The following is a 1120-nucleotide window of genomic DNA, read 5'->3' as shown; positions in this document are numbered from 1 at the left end:
TTTGAGAAATTTGAATACGAAGGGGGTGAAAGCAGGGATTATGGTGAATGGAAACGGGAACAGGATGGAAAACGTACCTGGAAGAGGATCGTCCAGGATGATATAGACCGCCTGATAAAAGAAGTGGCATCCGTGGACGGGCTTTGTAAGGCCCTGGCCCTTGCAGGATATAAGATACGCCAGGGCGATTCAAAAGTACACGGGCGATATATTGCATTTACCCCGACCGGAGGGGAAAAGGCGGTAAGGAGCTATCAGCTGGGCAAAGGGTATAACCTCCAGGATATAGAGCGGCGCATCAAGGATAAGGATGGGTTGACACAGGTGGACCGGGCAGCACGGATCCCCCGGGTAAAGTCCAGTGCATTTTCAAAAGAAGGGCTCCCTGCAGGAGAGACGGCGTTTTATCCGTCTGCCTACCAGTATTATTATATCTGGAGATACTGCCAGAACACGGTCCTTTACCAATACCAGAACACTAGATGCTACAGTGATATCCGGGAGACGGAGGAGCTTGCCAGGTGCTGCCGCTACTTGATCCGGAATAACATCCGGAGCGAAAAGGCCGTGCAGGAGAGATGGAAACAGCTGGAAGCACGCCAGGCAAGCCTGGATGCAGAGCGGACCCATTTTTATCAGACAAATTTAAGCCAGGATGAGACAGAGGCCTTAAAAAGATATGAAAACCTGCAGGCAGCATGTGCTGCGGCAGAGAAAGAAGGGAGGGATGATGACTGGGAGGCTTTAGCGGATGAAATGAACAGGTTACAGGAAAAGTACCCGCTGGAGGCGCTGCAGCAAAAAGAACAGGAGAGGAGAACGAAGCTTTCCAGACTGCGGGAAGAGAATGCGGCACTGCGCAATGAAAAGAGGACCCTGGCACAGATCAGCGCTCAGAGGGGTCGGAGGAATAAGGAGGTGGCAGATGATTGGAGTACAGTAAAGAAGAGGTTATGAGTTTCATTGAGACATGCAAAAAGAACGGGATCCAGGACGCCGCAAGGCTGTACCAGATCCAGGCCGCAATGCGGGCAGGCCTTACGATCAACCTGCTGGAAGCGCTTGGCAGCCCGGGGCTTACGGAACTGCAGATGCAGCAAATAGCAGGCCTGGCAGTCAA

General features: G+C 52.2%; 2 protein-coding genes. Both read left to right on the top strand.

Annotation, left to right across the window (positions count from 1 at the left end):
• Window positions 1-957 (top strand): relaxase family protein (locus WMO65_RS26220; protein ID WP_349064877.1); only part of this gene is annotated, 957 nt, incomplete at its 5' end.
• Window positions 930-1120, top strand: a 191-nt coding sequence (locus WMO65_RS26215; RefSeq protein ID WP_349064876.1) for a hypothetical protein, incomplete at its 3' end; no start/stop codon positions are given. The genes WMO65_RS26220 and WMO65_RS26215, both read left to right, overlap by 28 nt.

Source organism: Blautia caccae, assembly GCF_040095955.1.
Lineage (GTDB): Bacteria > Bacillota > Clostridia > Lachnospirales > Lachnospiraceae > Blautia > Blautia celeris.
Note: the sequence above shows the minus strand (reverse complement) of the source record. Positions and strands in the feature narration are given on the sequence as shown.